The following is a 15,352-nucleotide window of genomic DNA, read 5'->3' on the forward strand; positions in this document are numbered from 1 at the left end:
ACCGGCCTTCGGAACCCGATCGTCACCGGGATGACAGGAGGCGCTCGATGAGTTTGATCTCGGAGGATAGTGATCCGAGTGGGAGTCGTGCCGCGGCGCGTCCCGCCGCCGCGACCCCTCAGCCCAACCGCGTGACATTCAACCGACTTGAGCTCAACCGCATTCTCAATCTCTACGGCCGCATGGTCGCAGATGGCGAGTGGCGCGATTATGCGATCGACTTCCTGAAGGACCGTGCCGTGTTCTCGGTGTTCCGGCGCGCATCCGAAATGCCGATCTACCGGATCGAGAAGGATCCCCGGCTGGCGCGCAAGCAGGGCATGTATAGCGTGATTTCGGCGACCGGCCTGATCCTGCGCCGCGGCCACGAACTCGAACGGGTGCTGTTCGTGATCGATCGCAAGCTGTCGCTGGTATAGGTGCTACGGAGGTGTAGGCGTTACGGATTGCCGTCTAATCCGCCGGCACCGTCGCCGCGCCCTCGCCGAGCGCGCGCTGCATCATCACGGTGTCGAGCCAGCGGCCGAACTTCAGGCCGACATTCGGGTGCGTCCCGATCATCTGAAATCCGCAGCGGCGGTGCAGCCCGATCGAGCCGGCATTGGCCGAGTCCCCGATCACCGCGATCATCTGCCGGAAGCCACGTCCGTCGCATTCGGCGATCAGGCGCTCCATCAGCCGGAGGCCGATGCCGCGGCGATGGACCGCAGGGTCCAGATAGACCGAGTTCTCGACCGTGAAGCGATAGGCCGGCCGCGGCCGGTAGGGACCGGCATAGGCATAGCCGGCGACGTGGCCGTCGAGCACGGCGACGAAATAAGGGAAGCCGCCATCGATCAGCGCGCTGTAGCGGCGGGTCATCTCGGCCAGGTCGGGCGGGATCAGCTCGAAGGTTGCGGTGCCGAAGCGCACCGCGTGCTCGTAGATCGCCGTGATCGAGGGCAGGTCCGCCTCGACGGTTAGCCTGATTTCCGGATTGGACCCCGCAGGATTGGACATGGGCGCGACAGTATTTTTGCGCCGCGCAAAAGAAAAGCCCCGGCCGCAAGGCCGGGGCTTGGATTGGATCGATCGTCTCGCGCGAGGCGCTTAGTCGCGCTGGCCGAGCAGCTGCAGCAGCAGCGTGAACAGGTTGATGAAGTTCAGGTAAAGCGACAGCGCACCAGTGATTGCCGCACGCTCTGCCATCACGCCACCCTGCGAGGCGTAGCCATAGATGTAGTCGTTCTTCAGCCGCTGGGTATCCCAGGCGGTGAGGCCCGCGAACACCAGCACGCCGACCACCGACACGATGAACTGCAGCGCCGAGCTCGCCAGGAATAGGTTGACCAGGCTCGCGATGATGATGCCGATCAGGCCCATGAACAGGAACGAGCCCATGCCGCTCATGTCACGCTTGGTGGTGTAGCCGTAGAGGCTCAGCGCACCGAACGTCGCGGCGGTGATGAAGAACACGCGCACGATCGAGGTGTGCGTGTACACTAGGAAGATCGACGACAGCGACAGGCCCATCAGCGCCGAGAATACCCAGAACAACAGCTGGGCGGTCGCGGGCTGCAGGCGGTTGATGCCGGCCGAGATGACGAACACCATCGCCAGAGGGGCGAGGATGAACAGCCACTTCAGCGGGCTCACGAACATCGCGTAGCCGAACTGCGTCAGGTAGGCGTTGCCAAACTTGGCGACGGCGGCGGACTGGTCCGTGGTCACCGCACCCATGTAGACACCGAGCGCGGCTAAGCCTGTGATGGCCAGGCCGATGCTCATGTAGTTGTAGATGCGCAGCATGTAGGCGCGCAGACCGGCGTCGACGGCCGCAGCGTCAATGCGCCCGGCGGCCCGGCCGAAAGGAGAAGCGTAGTTGCGGTCTAGGTCCGACATGGTCGAATTCCCGTGGTTGGTCCCGGTGGAGCGCAAGGGATTTGCGGCGCCGGTTTTAAATCTATCTCAGATGGCTCGGTTTGCGGAATATTAATTCCGTGTCATTCAAGCCGACCATCCGACCTGACTGGTATGTGGGAAATTAACACATCCGACGCAAGCTTCCACGCGCGGCCGAATGTCGCTCTGGCCTAGCATTTATAGGCAAAACGGCGCTGCCGCCGCTACAAATTGTCACAAATTCCGCAACACCGAGGCCGGCTTCTGGTTCAGCGCGAGCAGCGTTCCGGCCAGCCCCAATCCGACGGTGACGACCAGCGCGGCGACCACGACCAGCGCGGCGCTGCCGGCCTGCCAGATGAAACTCAGCGTCATCAGCCGCGTCACGATCAGCCAGGCCGCGACCGAACCGGCGATCACCCCAAATACTGCGGTTGCAAAACCGATCATCAGATACTCCAGCGTGTAGGCACCGAGCAATCGCACCCGCGTGGCGCCGAGCGTCTTGAGGATCACGGCGTCATAGACGCGGTGGCGGTGCCCGGCGGCGAGCGCGCCGCCCAGCACCAGGATCGCCGAGATCAGCGTCACGGCGCTGGCGCCGCGGATCGCCAGCACCAGGTTGCTGACGACGGTGCCGACCGTCTCCAGCGCCTCGCGGACGCGCACGCTGGTCACCATCGGGAACGCGTCGGCGACCTGCTTGATGATGCGCGCATCATCGGGGCCGTCACCATGGGGTTCCGTCAGGGTCGCGACGTGGCTATGCGGGGCGCCCTTGAAGGCATTCGGCGAGAACACCAGCACGAAGTTGATGCCGAGCCCTTGCCAGTCGATGTTGCGCAGATTGGCGATCTTGGCCGGCACGTCGCGGCCGAGCACGTTGACCACGATCTCGTCGCCGATCTTCAAGGACAGGCCGTCGGCGATCTTCTTCTCCATCGAGACCAGCGGAGGTCCGCTGTAGTCCGGTCCCCACCATTCGCCCTCGACGATCTTCGAGCCCTTGGGAACTTCGCCGGTGTAGGTCAGGCCGCGGTCGCTTTGCAGCACCCATTCCGAATCGACCGACGGCTTGAGCTGGTCGGCCTTGACGCCGCGCGCGGCGACGATGCGCCCGCGCAGCATCGGCACGTCCTCGACGGTCGAGCCGGCAGCGATCCGCGACAGGAAGGCGGCAAAGCGATCGGCTTCGGTGGAGGGGATGTCGATGAAGAAGAACGACGGCGCCCGCTCCGGCAATGCGGCCAGGAATTGCCGGCGCAGATTGCCGTCGATCTGGGTGATGGTGACGAGCACCGCGAGGCCAAGGCCCAGCGACAGCACGACCGACGGCGTCAGCGCGCCCGGGCGGTGGATGTTGGCGATTGCGAGCCGCAGCATGGTCATGCGGCTGCGCGGCAGCCGGCGCGCCACCGCCATCAGGATCTCGGCGACCCCGCGCAGCAGCAGGAACACCGCGATCGACGAGGCAACGAACACGGCGGCGACCCGCTTGTCATAGGCGAGCCCGATCGCAACCCCGATCAGGAGCGCGACCACCACCGCCATCAGCGCAAGATAGCTCCAGCGCGGGCGGTGCCATTCGCTGGCGACGGTCTCGCGGAACAGCGCCGCGACCGGCACGTCGTGGACCCGGCCGAGCGGCCACAGCCCGAACGCCAGCGCGGTGAGCTGGCCGTAGAGGAAGGAGAGCGCGAGCTCGTCGGGATGCAGGGCCGGCACCACCGGCAGCGGCAGCAGCTTGCCGAACAGGCCGACGATGACGAAGGGCAGCGCGGCGCCGAGCACCAGCCCGATCAGCGAACCGATCCCGGCCAGCACCACCACTTGCGTGCAGTAGATCGTGAAGACGTCGCGGCCGGTGGCGCCGAGCGCCTTGAACGCGGCGATGACGTCGCGGCGCCGGTCGATATGGCTCTTCACCGCGTTGGCGACGCCGACGCCGCCGACCAGCAGCGCGGCGAGGCCGACCAGGGTCAGGAACTGGGTGAAGCGGTTGATGGTGCGTTCAAGCTGCGGCGAGGCGTTGTTGCGGCTGCGGACTTCCCAGCCGGCCTCCGGCGCGGCAGCCCGTGCGCCGTCGATCAACGCGGTGGTGGCGCGATCGTCGTTGGCGCCGTCGGGTAGCTTCACCCGGTAGATCCAGCGCACCAGGCTGCCTGGCTGGAGCAGGTCGGTGGCGCGCAGGCTCGCTTCGCTGATCAGGAAGCGCGGGCCGAGGCCGACGCCGCCGGCGAGCTTATCGGGCTCGGCCGCCACCACGCTGCGGATCTGGTAGGTCGCGCTGCCGATGGTGACGCGGTCGCCGAGCTTCAGATCGAGCCGCGCCAACAGGGTGGAGTCGGCGGCCGCGCCATAGACCCCGTCGCGTTTGGCGAGCAGATCGGTGATCGGCATGTTCGGCTCAAGCGTCAGCTCGCCGAGCATCGGATATTTTCCGTCGACTGCCTTGAGCTCGACCAGCGCCAGCTTGCCGTCGCCGCTGCGGGCCATCGCGCGCAGCGTGGCCGCCACCGAAACCTCACCGCGGGTGCGCAGATACGCGACCTCGTCGGGCTTGGCCTCGCGCGAGATCAGCGAGAAGGCGACGTCGCCGCCGAGCAGCGTGCGGCCCTCGCGCGACAGGCCGTCGCCGAGGCTCGCGGCGACCGAGCCGACGCCGGCAATCGCCATCACGCCGAGCGCGATGCAGGCGATGAACACGTAGAATCCGCGCAGGCCGCCGCGCAATTCGCGCAGCGCGTAACGGAAGGCAAGCGACGACGCGCGGCCCTGGGTACGGACTTGCCCCGCGACTTCGGACGCAATGCTCATGTGATGGCACAGCTCATGTCTTGGATTGTCCGTCGATGCGGCCGGAGCGCAGGCGCACCACACGATCGCAGCGCTGCGCGAGCGAGAGGTCGTGCGTCACCAGCACCAGCGTCATGCCGCGCTCGGTGTGCTTGGTGAAGAGCAGGTCTATGATCTGCTTTCCCGTCGTCTCGTCGAGATTTCCGGTCGGCTCGTCGGCAACCAGGATCGCGGGATCGGGCGCGAGCGCACGTGCGATCGCGACGCGCTGCTGCTCGCCGCCGGACAGCTGCGTCGGATAGTGGTGCAGCCGTTCGCCGAGCCCGACCGATTGCAGCTCCTGCGCAGCGCGCGCGGCGGCATCGGGATTGCCTGCGAGCTCGAGCGGCACGGCGACGTTCTCCAGCGCCGTCATGGTCGGGATCAGATGGAACGACTGGAAGACGATGCCGACCTGGCGGCCGCGGAAGCGCGCCAGCGCATCTTCATCGAGGGCATTGAACGACGTGCCGTCGACGACCACTTCTCCGCTGTCAGGACGTTCAAGCCCCGCCATCACCATCAGCAAGGTCGACTTGCCCGAACCCGACGGGCCGATCAGGCCGATGGCCTCACCCGCTGCCACACGAAGGCTGATATCCTTGAGGATATGGACCCGTGCCGCGCCGGTGCCGAGCGAGAGATTGACGTGCCTGACGGCAATGGTGTCCGGCTCGATGTCGGTCAGTGAAGAGGATTCGATGAGACTGTCCATGGTTCGGTCATATGGCACTTCCGCTGCTGCGGTCGAGGGCCGGTTGAGAATCTTCGTGCACATACTCGTGTTGCTTATGGGCTTGATGACGGCGGCAAGTGCGCAGACGCCAGGGGTGGAAAGAGGCCCGGCGCAAGGTTCGTCGAAACCGATCAAGATGGTGGTTCTGGGCGATTCCCTCAGCGCCGGTTACGGCCTTCCGGCCGCGGCGGCATTCCCGGTCCGGCTGCAAAAAGCCTTGGAAAACAAGGGGATAAAGGTCAATATGACCAATGCCGGAGTATCCGGCGACACCGCCTCAGGGGGCCGCGAGCGGCTCGACTGGTCGGTGGCTGACGGAACTGACGCCGTGATCGTCGAGCTCGGCGCCAACGATGCGCTGCGCGGCATCGATCCCGCAGTGACGCGTGCCGCGCTGTCCGACATCATCACAAAGTTGCAGGCGCGCAAGATCGCCGTGCTCTTGTGCGGAATGCTCGCGCCACCGAACTATGGCAGCGAGTATGCAGCGAAGTTCAACGCGATCTATCCGGATCTCTCGAAGTCGCTGGGCGTGCCGCTTTATCCGTTCTTCCTTGACGGCGTTGCTGCCGATGCCAAGCTCAATCAGGCCGACGGCATGCATCCGACGGCGGAAGGTGTGGACATCGTCGTGAAGAACATGCTGCCCACGGTGGAGGCATTTCTCGGCGCATTATCAGGGCAACGCAGTTGAAATGCAGGCAGCGCGCCGAGTTGTGCCCGTAGGTTTACGAGCTGTTAACGGGTCATGCTTCGCAGAGTCACATATCTCGGGTACAAATAGGCATCGGTGATTCGTCGCCGGGCTTGTTACAGGGGCGGGCTCCCAAAACCCGCGCCAAGCATCGAGGATTATTGCGATGCCGCGTCTGTTCACTGGTCTGGAAATTCCGGCCGATATCGGCCAAACCCTCTCCAGCTTGCGTGGCGGCCTTCCCGGCGCACGCTGGATCGATCCCGAAAATTATCACGTCACTCTGCGCTTCATCGGCGACATCGATGGCTTCTGGGCCAACGAGATCGCGACGATGCTGTTTCGGGTGAACCGAAAACCGTTCGAGGTCAAACTGCAGGGCCTGTCGAGCTTCGGTGGACGCAAGCCGCGCGCGGTGGTTGCCGCCGTCGAGCCCAGTCGGCCGCTGATCGAACTGCAGGCCGAGCTCGAGCGGATGATGCAGCGGATGGGGCTCGATCCCGAGGGCAGGAAATTCACGCCCCACGTCACGCTCGCGCGTCTGCATGACGCATCGAGCCAGGACGTCGCGGATTATCTGTCGGTGCGCGGCTACTTCCCGAGCCGCAGCTTCATGGCGGACCGCTTCGTGCTGTTCTCGTCGCGCGCCTCGACAGGCGGCGGCCCCTACGTGGTCGAGGATTCCTACGCGCTCTGCGCGTGAGGTTTCTTCGGATCGCGGCTTGAGGTGTCGGGCAGCGGCCGGCGCGGTCGGCCGTGGTATGCAAGGGCTTGCGCTTGCATACCCCACTGGCACAATTCACGGCTTGCAATTTGCCGCGCACTAGGGCCGTAAGGTGGGCTCATGCTGTCCACCTCGCCCAGTTCCTTTTCTCGATCACTACAAGTCCCTGGTCGCCTCCGGCGCGATCGAGGCCGATCCCGCGCAAGCCCGCGCCGCCGATGCGTTCGGCGCGCTGGACGAGCGGCTCGCGAGCTACAAGCCGCAGCGCAAGCAGGGCCTGTTCGGGCGGCTGTTCAGAGGCGATAAGGACGACAAGCCGCCGCGCGGCCTCTACGTCCATGGCGAGGTCGGCCGCGGCAAGACCATGCTGATGGACCTGTTCTTCCAGCAGAGCCCGGTCGAGCACAAGCGCCGCGCGCATTTCCACGAATTCATGGCCGAGGCGCATGAGCGCATCTACGGCTACCGCCAGCAGATCGCGCGCGGTGAGATCGCGGACGGCGACGTGATCGCGCTCACCGCGCAGGCGATCTTCGACGAAGCCTGGCTGCTCTGCTTCGACGAATTCCACGTCACCGACATCGCGGATGCGATGATCCTCGGTCGGCTGTTTGCAAAGCTGTTCGATCTCGGCACCGTCGTGGTCGCGACTTCGAACGTCGCGCCCGATGATCTCTACAAGGGCGGTCTCAATCGCGCGCTGTTCCTGCCGTTCATCGCGCAGATTTCCGACCACATGGATGTGCTGCGGCTCGATGCACGCACCGACTTCCGGCTCGAGAAGCTCGTCGGCGTGAAGATGTGGCTGGTGCCCGCGGATGACGCGGCTCGCAATGTGCTCAATGCGGCGTGGCGCAAGATGACCGGCAACGCGCCGTGCAAGGCGCGCCTTATCGAGATCAAAAAGCGTTTGCTGACGGTGCCGTGCTCGTCGCATGGCGTCGCGCGCTTCAGCTTCGCCGATCTCTGCGAGAAGCCGCTTGCCGCGTCCGATTACCTCAGGCTCGCGCACGACTACCACACGATCCTGATCGACCATATTCCGGTGATGGATTACGCCGACCGCAACGCCGCCAAGCGCTTCATCTCGCTGATCGACACACTCTATGACAATGCCGTGAAGCTGATGGCCTCGGCCGAGGCCGATCCGGTGTTGCTGTACCTTGCGACCGACGGGATTGAGGCGATGGAGTTCAAGCGCACGTCCTCGCGCCTGATCGAGATGAGCTCGGAATCCTATCTGGCGCTGCCGCACGGCCGTAAGGACTCCTCGGCCAGCGGCGCGTCGACCGGCCTGGTCGAGACCTGAAACTCAGTCTTAAAATTCAGCCTCGAAATCGGTCTTGCGCGCGGTCCGGTTCGGAGCAACTTTTCGTGCCTCCGGGACGGATGTTGCTGGCATGCCTGACCGAATTGCAGGCAGGGCCTCCAATAGGGCAGGCCGCGACTTGAATGGATCATTCGAAAGGGATAACCACCCTTGCAACCGACTTCCCTCCCTCCTGCACCAGTTCAAAGGACTGATTTCCCATGGCACGCGACAAGATTGCACTGATTGGCTCCGGACAGATCGGCGGAACGCTGGCGCACCTCGTTGGCCTCAAGGAACTCGGAGACGTCGTGCTGTTCGATATCGCCGAGGGCGTGCCGCAGGGCAAAGCGCTCGACATCGCGCAGTCGTCGCCGGTCGACGGCTTCGACTCCAACCTGGTCGGCGCCAACTCCTATGAAGCGCTCGACGGCGCCAAGGTCTGCATCGTCACCGCGGGCGTGCCGCGCAAGCCCGGCATGAGCCGCGACGATCTGCTGTCGATCAACCTCAAGGTCATGGAGCAGGTCGGCGCCGGCATTAAGAAGTACGCGCCCGACGCCTTCGTCATCTGCATCACCAATCCGCTGGATGCGATGGTCTGGGCGCTGCAGAAGGCTTCGGGCCTGCCGCACAAGAAGGTGGTCGGCATGGCCGGCGTGCTCGACTCCGCGCGCTTCCGCTATTTCCTGGCCGACGAATTCAACGTCTCGGTCGAAGACGTCACCGCCTTCGTGCTCGGTGGCCACGGCGACACCATGGTGCCGCTGACCCGCTACTCGACCGTCGCCGGCATTCCGCTGCCAGACCTCGTCAAGATGGGCTGGACCTCGCAGACCCGCATCGACGAGATCGTCGACCGCACCCGCAATGGCGGCGCCGAGATCGTCAACCTGCTCAAGACCGGCTCCGCCTTCTACGCGCCGGCCGCGTCCGCCATCGCGATGGCCGAGAGCTATCTGAGGGACAAGAAGCGCGTGCTGCCCTGCGCCGCCTATCTCAACGGCGAGTACGGCGTGAAGGACATGTATGTCGGCGTGCCGACCGTGATCGGCTCCAAGGGCGTCGAGCGCATCGTCGAGATCGAGCTCGCCGGCAAGGACCGTGAAGCCTTCGACAAGTCGGTTGGCGCGGTGCAGGGCCTGGTCGACGCCTGCAAGAAGATCGCGCCCGATCTGCTCGGCAAGTAATCTCGATCGGCAATGGCCCGATAGACGATTTCAATCGCCTGTCGGGTGCAAGGTGATGAAATTCCGGCGGATTTTGTAGTTGTGCGAGCTTTGGTATATGGTATACCAGCGTCAAGGCTGACGTGAAGTTCGCCGCACGAGGGTTTGGAGCGTCTTTCCATGAATATCCACGAATACCAGGCCAAGGCTCTGCTGCATGAATTCGGCGTGCCGATCTCGCGCGGCGTGCCGGTGCTGAAGCCGGAAGATGCCGATGCGGCGGCCAAGCAGCTTCCCGGCCCGATCTGGGTGGTGAAGAGCCAGATCCATGCCGGCGGTCGCGGCAAGGGCAAGTTCAAGGAAGCATCCGCCGGCGACAAGGGCGGTGTCCGCATCGCCAAGTCGGTTGCCGAGGTCGACGAGTTCGCCAAGCAGATGCTGGGCGCGACGCTGGTCACGGTGCAGACCGGCCCGCACGGCAAGCAGGTCAACCGCCTCTACATCGAGGAAGGCTCCGACATCGACAAGGAGTTCTACCTCTCGATCCTGGTCAATCGCGAGACCTCCGAGATTTCCTTCGTGGTGTCGACTGAAGGCGGCGTCAACATCGAGGACGTTGCGCATTCGACCCCGGAAAAGATCGTCTCGTTCTCGGTCGATCCCGCCACCGGCATCATGCCTCACCACGGCCGCACGGTCGCCGAGGCGCTGAAGCTGAAGGGCGATCTCGCCAAGCAGGCCGAGAAGCTGACCGGTCAGCTCTATGCAGCGTTCGCCGCCAAGGACATGGCGATGCTCGAGATCAATCCGCTCGTCGTCACCAAGCAGGGCCAGCTTCGCGTGCTCGATGCCAAGGTGTCGTTCGACAGCAACGCGCTCTACCGTCACCCCGACGTGGTCGCGCTGCGCGACGAGTCCGAGGAGGACGCCAAGGAGATCGAGGCGTCGAAATATGACCTCAACTATGTCGCGCTCGACGGCACGATCGGCTGCATGGTCAACGGCGCCGGCCTCGCCATGGCGACGATGGACATCATCAAGCTCTACGGCATGGAGCCGGCGAACTTCCTCGACGTCGGCGGCGGCGCCAGCGCGGAGAAGGTTGCGGCTGCCTTCAAGATCATCACCGCCGATCCGAACGTGAAGGGCATCCTGGTCAACATCTTCGGCGGCATCATGAAGTGCGACGTGATCGCCGAGGGCGTGGTCGCCGCGGTGAAGCAGGTCGGCCTCAAGGTGCCGCTCGTGGTGCGCCTCGAAGGCACCAATGTCGAGCAGGGCAAGAAGATCATCCGCGACAGCGGCCTCAACGTCGTACCCGCCGACAATCTCGATGACGCCGCACAGAAGATCGTGAAAGCCGTCAAGGGAGGCTAACGATGGCCGATCATCTCGACGCTCCGACCCCGCTGGACGAACACCGCAAGCTCGCGGTCTTCGCGGGCGAGTGGAACGGCGACGAGATGGTCTATCCGTCGCGCTGGACCGCTGGTGGTCCGGCCACCTCGCATGTCGTTGCGCGCATCGCGCTCAACGGGTTCTACCTGATCCAGGACTGCGTGCAGACCCGCGACGGCAAGGAGAGCTTCGCCACCCACGGCGTCTTCACCTACGACCGCGAGGATCGGGCCTACCGATTGTTCTGGCACGATTCGCTCGGCTACTACCGCGCCGTCGCCGGCGTCCGGCGGCTGGGCGGGCAAGTCGCTGATCCTGGTGCGCGGCTCGTTGCGCGGCAATGCCCGTCACGTCTACGAGGTCGTCGACGACAACACCTACACCATGAAGATCCAATTCTCGCCTGACGCGGAAGGGTGGGCCGACGTGCTCACCGGCGTGTACCGGCGTATCCACTGAACCCTTCACCGACCGTCTCGCGAAAGCATCTCGAACCATGTCCATTCTGATCGACAAGAACACCAAGGTCATCTGCCAGGGCTTCACCGGCAAGAACGGCACGTTCCATTCGGAAGCGGCGATCGCTTACGGCACCAAGATGGTCGGCGGCGTGGCGCCGGGCAAAGGTGGCTCGACCCATCTCAACCTGCCGGTGTTCGACACCGTCGCCGACGCGCGTGCGAAGACCGGCGCCGACGCCAGCGTGGTCTATGTCCCGCCGCCGGGTGCGGCGGACGCGATCTGCGAGGCGATCGATGCGGAGATCCCGCTGATCGTCTGCATCACCGAGGGCATTCCGGTGCTCGACATGGTGCGCGTCAAGCGCTCGCTGTCGGGCTCGAAGTCGCGGCTGATCGGGCCGAACTGCCCCGGCGTGATGACCGCCGGCGAGTGCAAGATCGGCATCATGCCGGCCAACATCTTCAAGCCCGGCTCGGTCGGCATCGTCTCCCGCTCCGGCACCCTGACTTATGAAGCGGTGTTCCAGACCACCCAGGAGGGCCTCGGCCAGACCACCGCGGTCGGCATCGGCGGCGATCCGGTCAAGGGCACCGAGTTCATCGACGTGCTGGAGATGTTCCTGGCCGACGAGACGACCAAGTCGATCGTCATGATCGGCGAAATCGGCGGCTCCGCCGAGGAAGACGCCGCCCAGTTCCTCAAGGACGAGGCCAAGCGCGGCCGCAAGAAGCCGATGGTCGGCTTCATCGCCGGTGTCACCGCACCTCCCGGCCGCCGCATGGGCCATGCCGGCGCGATCATCTCCGGCGGTAAGGGCGACGCCGGTTCCAAGACCGCGGCGATGGAAGCCGCCGGCATCAAGGTGTCGCCGTCGCCGGCGCGGCTCGGGCACACGCTCGCCGAGATGCTGAAGTAACCGCCCGTTCGGCAAAGTTCCCTTCGAGGTTTGACGTGGTTTTGGGCGGGTTCTCATGAGGGAACCCGCCCTTTTATTGCGTTTTGCCAGCAGAATGCCGATCAATAAAATATGAAAATAAGTTCATTTCTTGGTTCTTTTAGGCAGGAATATCTGTCCTAGATAGGGTAAAGGGTATCGATCCAGCCGGCGCACTTCCAGACCGGCACCAGCGCCGTCTCCTACGCGCGAACCGAAAAAATCACCAGGACTGCCCCATGTCTCGCCAAGACGCGAATGCTGCTTTTGCTCTCTCATCATTCCTGCAAGGCACCAACGCCACCTACATCGACGATCTCTATGCCCGCTACGAGCAGGACCCATCGTCGGTCGACGCCGAATGGCAGGATTTCTTCAAGAGCCTGAAGGACGCCCCGGCCGACGTCCAGAAGAACGCCGAGGGTGCCTCGTGGGGCCGGGCCAACTGGCCGGTGACGCCGCGTGACGAGCTGACTTCGGCGCTCGACGGCAACTGGGCCCAGGTCGAGAAAACGGTCGGCACCAAGCTCGCCGCCAAGGCACAGGCCAAGGGCGCGGCGCTGTCCGACGCCGACGTGCATCAGGCAACCCGCGATTCGGTTCGCGCACTGATGCTGATCCGCGCCTATCGCATGCGCGGGCATTTCCACGCCAAGCTCGATCCGCTCGGCATCGAGGCGCCGCGCGACCGCGAGGAGCTCGATCCGCGCTCCTACGGCTTCACCGAGGCCGACTTCGACCGCAAGATCTTCCTCGACCACGTGCTCGGCCTCGAATACGGCACGCTGCGCGAGATCGTGCAGATCTGCGAGCGCACCTACTGCCAGACGCTCGGCGTCGAGTTCATGCACATCTCCAATGCCGCGCAGAAGGCGTGGATCCAGGAGCGCATCGAAGGTCCGGACAAGGAGATCAGCTTCACGCCCGAGGGCCGCCGCGCGATCCTCAACAAGCTGATCGAGGCTGACGGCTTCGAGAAGTTCTGCGACACCAAATTCACCGGCACCAAGCGCTTCGGCCTCGACGGCGGCGAATCGCTGATCCCGGCGCTCGAACAGATCATCAAGCGCGGCGGCAATCTCGGTGTGAAGGAGATCGTGGTCGGCATGCCGCATCGCGGCCGTCTCAACGTGCTGACCCAGGTGATGGGCAAGCCGCACCGCGCGCTGTTCCATGAATTCAAGGGCGGTTCGGCCAATCCGGACTCGGTCGAAGGCTCCGGCGACGTCAAGTATCATCTCGGCGCGTCCTCGGACCGCGAGTTCGACGGCAACAACATCCATCTGTCGCTGACCGCGAATCCGTCGCATCTCGAGATCGTCGATCCCGTGGTGATGGGCAAGGTGCGCGCCAAGCAGGATCAGCACGGCGATCCGCCGGACATGCGCATCTCGGTCCTGCCGCTCCTGATGCACGGCGACGCGGCCTTCGCGGGCCAGGGCGTGGTGGCGGAATGCTTCAGCCTGTCCGACCTGAAGGGCTACCGCACCGGCGGCTCGCTGCACTTCATCGTCAACAACCAGATCGGCTTCACCACCTATCCGCGCTACTCGCGCTCGTCGCCCTATCCGTCGGACGTCGCGAAGATGATCGACGCGCCGATCTTCCACGTCAATGGCGACGATCCGGAGGCCGTGGTGTTCGCGGCCAAGGTCGCGATCGAGTTCCGGCAGAAATTCCACAAGCCGGTCGTCATCGACATGTTCTGCTACCGGCGTCACGGCCACAACGAGGGCGATGAGCCGGCGTTCACTCAGCCGGTGATGTACAAGAAGATCGCCTCGCACCCGTCGACGCTGGAGATCTACGCCAAGCGGCTGGTCGCCGACGGCGTGTTGACCGAGGGCGAAGTCGAGAAGGCCAAGGCCGACTGGCGCGCGCGGCTCGATGCCGAGCTCGAAGCCGGCTCGGGCTACAAGCCCAACAAGGCCGACTGGCTCGACGGCAAATGGGCCGGCTTCAAGTCGGCCGATCAGGAAGAAGACGCGCGCCGCGGCGTCACCGGTGTCGATGTCGCCGTGCTCAAGGAGATCGGCCGCAAGATCACCAAGGTGCCGGACGGCTTCCGCGCCCACCGCACCATTCTGCGCTTCCTCGACAATCGCGCCAAGGCGATCGACACCGGTGTCGGCATCGACTGGGCGACCGGCGAGGCGCTGGCGTTCTGCACGCTGCTGCAGGAAGGCCACCATGTGCGCCTGTCCGGCCAGGATTCCGAGCGCGGCACCTTCTCGCAGCGCCATTCGGTCCTGATCGACCAGGAGGACGAGAGCCGCTACACGCCGTTCAACCATCTCGGCGGCGAGGACACCGGCCATTACGAGGTCATCAACTCGCTGCTGTCGGAAGAGGCGGTGCTCGGCTTCGAGTACGGCTACTCGCTGGCCGAGCCGAACGCGCTGACGCTCTGGGAAGCGCAGTTCGGCGACTTCGCCAATGGCGCCCAGGTGGTGTTCGACCAGTTCATCTCCTCGGGCGAACGCAAATGGCTGCGCATGTCGGGCCTCGTCTGCCTGCTGCCGCATGGCTACGAGGGGCAGGGACCGGAGCACTCCTCCGCGCGCCTCGAGCGTTATTTGCAGATGTGCGCCGAGGACAACATGCAGGTGGTCAATCCGACCACGCCGGCGAACTACTTCCACGTGCTGCGGCGCCAGCTGCATCGCGAGATCCGCAAGCCGCTGATCCTGATGACGCCGAAGTCGCTGCTGCGTCACAAGCGCGCCGTGTCGCGGCTCGACGAGCTCGGCAAGAACGCCACCTTCCACCGCATCCTGTACGATGACGCGCAGATGCTGCCGGACGAGAAGGTCAAGCTGGTGCCGGACGACAAGATCCGCCGCGTCGTGCTGTGCTCCGGCAAGGTCTACTACGACCTGTACGAGGAGCGCGAGAAGCGAGGCATCGACGATATCTACCTGCTGCGCATCGAGCAGCTGTATCCGGTGCCGCTGAAGGCGCTGGTGCAGGAGCTCGGCCGCTTCAAGGCTGCCGAGGTGGTCTGGTGCCAGGAAGAGCCCCGCAACATGGGCTCCTGGCACTTCATCGAGCCCTATCTGGAATGGGTGCTCAACCAGACCAACGCAGCCAACAAGCGTCCGCGCTATGCCGGCCGTCCGGCATCGGCGGCGACCGCCACCGGCTTGATGTCGAAACATCTCGCGCAGCTCAAGGCGCTGCTCGACGACGCTCTGAACTAACGACCTTCAC

General features: G+C 64.6%; 12 protein-coding genes and 1 pseudogene. 9 read left to right on the forward strand and 4 right to left on the reverse strand.

Translation table 11 applies throughout. From position 1 onward, the window contains the following. Positions 1–47 precede the first annotated feature (47 nt). Complete coding sequence (locus tag ACVW1C_RS20640; protein WP_456759980.1) at positions 48–419, forward strand: DUF2794 domain-containing protein; 372 nt, start codon at positions 48–50, stop codon at positions 417–419. 34 nt (positions 420–453) lie between these two features. Here the strand turns inward: ACVW1C_RS20640 and ACVW1C_RS20645 are convergent, their stop codons facing one another. The 4 genes from ACVW1C_RS20645 to ACVW1C_RS20660 form a co-directional block, all read right to left on the reverse strand. Then, the gene (locus ACVW1C_RS20645; RefSeq protein WP_176534358.1) at positions 454–999 is read right to left on the reverse strand and encodes a GNAT family N-acetyltransferase; all 546 of its coding nucleotides are present in this window, start codon (positions 997–999) and stop codon (positions 454–456) included. Positions 1,000–1,089: 90 nt separating this feature from the next. Continuing rightward, entirely contained in the window at positions 1,090–1,881 is a 792-nt protein-coding gene (locus tag ACVW1C_RS20650) for a Bax inhibitor-1/YccA family protein (RefSeq protein WP_021078796.1), read from the reverse strand. 234 nt (positions 1,882–2,115) lie between these two features. Next, on the reverse strand, positions 2,116–4,698 hold the full coding sequence (locus tag ACVW1C_RS20655) for an ABC transporter permease (RefSeq protein ID WP_456759981.1): 2,583 nt from the start codon (positions 4,696–4,698) through the stop codon (positions 2,116–2,118). 13 nt (positions 4,699–4,711) lie between these two features. Then, positions 4,712–5,431 (reverse strand): ABC transporter ATP-binding protein, encoded by a 720-nt coding sequence (locus ACVW1C_RS20660; protein ID WP_456759982.1) that lies wholly within the window; start codon positions 5,429–5,431, stop codon positions 4,712–4,714. Between the two features lie 55 nt (positions 5,432–5,486). Between ACVW1C_RS20660 and ACVW1C_RS20665 the strand changes: the two genes are divergently transcribed. The 8 genes and pseudogenes from ACVW1C_RS20665 (at position 5,487) to ACVW1C_RS20700 (ending at position 15,342) form a co-directional block, all read left to right on the forward strand. After that, positions 5,487–6,146 (forward strand): arylesterase, encoded by a 660-nt coding sequence (locus ACVW1C_RS20665; RefSeq protein WP_456763127.1) that lies wholly within the window; start codon positions 5,487–5,489, stop codon positions 6,144–6,146. A 166-nt stretch (positions 6,147–6,312) separates the two neighbouring features. Then, on the forward strand, positions 6,313–6,849 hold the full coding sequence (gene thpR / locus ACVW1C_RS20670) for an RNA 2',3'-cyclic phosphodiesterase (RefSeq protein ID WP_456759983.1): 537 nt from the start codon (positions 6,313–6,315) through the stop codon (positions 6,847–6,849). 133 nt (positions 6,850–6,982) lie between these two features. Then, entirely contained in the window at positions 6,983–8,179 is a 1,197-nt protein-coding gene (zapE, locus tag ACVW1C_RS20675; RefSeq protein WP_456759984.1) for a cell division protein ZapE, read from the forward strand. A 221-nt stretch (positions 8,180–8,400) separates the two neighbouring features. After that, entirely contained in the window at positions 8,401–9,369 is a 969-nt protein-coding gene (mdh, locus tag ACVW1C_RS20680) for a malate dehydrogenase (RefSeq protein ID WP_456759985.1), read from the forward strand. 159 nt (positions 9,370–9,528) lie between these two features. After that, a complete protein-coding gene (gene sucC, locus ACVW1C_RS20685) occupies positions 9,529–10,725 on the forward strand; it encodes an ADP-forming succinate--CoA ligase subunit beta (protein WP_456759986.1) in 1,197 nt (398 codons plus the stop codon). Positions 10,726–10,727: 2 nt separating this feature from the next. Then, positions 10,728–11,205, forward strand: a pseudogene (locus tag ACVW1C_RS20690) (DUF1579 family protein). A 37-nt stretch (positions 11,206–11,242) separates the two neighbouring features. Further along, positions 11,243–12,124 (forward strand): succinate--CoA ligase subunit alpha, encoded by an 882-nt coding sequence (gene sucD / locus ACVW1C_RS20695; protein WP_456759987.1) that lies wholly within the window; start codon positions 11,243–11,245, stop codon positions 12,122–12,124. Between the two features lie 257 nt (positions 12,125–12,381). Continuing rightward, a complete protein-coding gene (locus ACVW1C_RS20700; RefSeq protein WP_456759988.1) occupies positions 12,382–15,342 on the forward strand; it encodes a 2-oxoglutarate dehydrogenase E1 component in 2,961 nt (986 codons plus the stop codon). Positions 15,343–15,352: the final 10 nt, after the last annotated feature.

The organism is Bradyrhizobium sp. USDA 4011 (assembly GCF_054063415.1).

Coding starts and splice junctions, on each gene's coding strand:
- sucD (WP_456759987.1), top strand. CDS start 11,243: ATGTCCATTCTGATCGACAAGAACACCAAGGTCATCTGCCAGGGCTTC.
- thpR (WP_456759983.1), top strand. CDS start 6,313: ATGCCGCGTCTGTTCACTGGTCTGGAAATTCCGGCCGATATCGGCCAA.
- ACVW1C_RS20640 (WP_456759980.1), top strand. CDS start 48: ATGAGTTTGATCTCGGAGGATAGTGATCCGAGTGGGAGTCGTGCCGCG.
- ACVW1C_RS20700 (WP_456759988.1), top strand. CDS start 12,382: ATGTCTCGCCAAGACGCGAATGCTGCTTTTGCTCTCTCATCATTCCTG.
- ACVW1C_RS20660 (WP_456759982.1), bottom strand. CDS start 5,431: ATGGACAGTCTCATCGAATCCTCTTCACTGACCGACATCGAGCCGGAC.
- ACVW1C_RS20655 (WP_456759981.1), bottom strand. CDS start 4,698: ATGAGCATTGCGTCCGAAGTCGCGGGGCAAGTCCGTACCCAGGGCCGC.
- sucC (WP_456759986.1), top strand. CDS start 9,529: ATGAATATCCACGAATACCAGGCCAAGGCTCTGCTGCATGAATTCGGC.
- ACVW1C_RS20645 (WP_176534358.1), bottom strand. CDS start 999: ATGTCCAATCCTGCGGGGTCCAATCCGGAAATCAGGCTAACCGTCGAG.
- ACVW1C_RS20650 (WP_021078796.1), bottom strand. CDS start 1,881: ATGTCGGACCTAGACCGCAACTACGCTTCTCCTTTCGGCCGGGCCGCC.
- mdh (WP_456759985.1), top strand. CDS start 8,401: ATGGCACGCGACAAGATTGCACTGATTGGCTCCGGACAGATCGGCGGA.